Source organism: Massilia sp. CT11-108, from assembly GCF_047302915.1.
Lineage (GTDB): Bacteria > Pseudomonadota > Gammaproteobacteria > Burkholderiales > Burkholderiaceae_D > Telluria > Telluria orientalis.
In genome coordinates, this window is the sequence record NZ_JBKYMO010000842.1 from 1 (window position 1) to 1,556 (window position 1,556).

Sequence of the window (1,556 nt, forward strand, 5' to 3'; positions counted from 1 at the left end):
CCCACGATCTCGTGCGCCGGCAGGCCGACGCGCTGTGGGCGCTGGACCGGCCCGTGCTGGAACTGGGCGAAAAGCGCGCGGTGCAGAACGCCTTTGCCGGCAGCGACGGCGTCCCGCGCCAGTTGTGGAGCGTGAAGGTGCCCGTGCGCTTCGCCGGCGATGGCGACGCCGGGGCGGTGCTGTGCGTGTCGACGGACGTGACGGAACTGCACGCGCTGAAGGCGCAGGCCGACGCGGCGAGCCGCGCCAAGAGCGACTTCCTGTCCAACATGAGCCACGAGATCCGCACGCCGATGAACAGCATCATCGGCATGGCCTACCTGGCCGGGAAGCGCGCGGAAGACCCGAAGCAGCGCGACTACCTGGGCAAGATCCAGCATTCGGCGCAGCACCTGCTGGGCATCATCAACCACATCCTCGACTTTTCCAAGATCGAGGCCGGCAAGGTCGAGCTGGAACTGCGCGACTTCACGTTCGACGCGCTGAAGCGCAACGTCGAGAGCCAGTTGGGCGCGCAGGCGTCGGCGCGCGGCCTCGAACTCGTGTTCGACGTGGCGCCCGAGCTGAAGTGGCCCGTCCGCGGCGATCCGCTGCGGCTGGAACAGGTGCTGCTGAATTTTGTCGGCAACGCCATCAAGTTTTCCGATCACGGCACCATCCAGGTGCGGGCCCGCGTCGAACGGACGGTGGGGGGCGACGTGCTCGTGCGCTTCGAGGTCGAGGATCACGGCATCGGCATCGCGGCGGACGACCTGGCGCAGCTGTTCACGCCGTTCCACCAGGCCGACCCGTCGTCGACGCGCGTGCACGGCGGCACGGGCCTGGGCCTCGTCATCAGCAAGCAGCTGGCGGAGTTGATGGGCGGCGAGGTCGGCGCGACGAGCGTACCGGGGCAGGGCAGCACGTTCTGGTTCACGGCGCGCCTGCAGCCGTTGACGGCCCCGCGTCCCGCGGCGCCGGCGCCGCCGTCGGAACCGGGGGTTCTGGCCGGCTGCACGGTCCTGCTCGTCGAGGACAATGCGTTCAACCAGCTGGTGGCGCGCGAGCTGCTGGAGGATGCCGGCGCGCGCGTCGTCGTCGCGGACGATGGCGCCCAGGCGTTGGACCGGCTGGCGGAAGGGCCTGTCGACTGCGTCCTGATGGACCTGCAGATGCCCGTGATGGACGGCTTCGAGGCCACGCGCCGCATCCGCGCGGATGCCCGGCTGGCCGGCCTGAAAGTGATCGCGATGACGGCGAATGCCGGGATCGAGGACCAGGCCCGCTGCCTGGCGGCCGGCATGGATGAATTCCTGACGAAGCCGGCGGCGCCCGAGATGCTGATTGCGACGATCGCGCGTGCGCTCGGCCGCGGCGTACAGCTGCCGGACGTCCCGGATGCCCCGAGGGTGGTCACGCTGCTCGACCTGGGCGTGCTGTCCGATGCGTTCGGCGGCCAGCCGGAGTGCATGCGCAAATACGCGTTCCTGTTCCTGGACACGGCCCGCGACGGCATGCACGAGATCGACCGCGCGCTGGTGGCGCAGGAGCCGGCCCGGGCGGCGGCCGTGGCGCAC

At 70.3% G+C, this 1,556-nt stretch carries 1 protein-coding gene; it reads left to right on the forward strand.

Annotated features, from left to right (window positions below):
- Positions 1–1,556, forward strand: a 1,556-nt coding sequence (locus tag ACEN88_RS31300) for an ATP-binding protein (RefSeq protein WP_413346003.1), incomplete at both ends; no start/stop codon positions are given.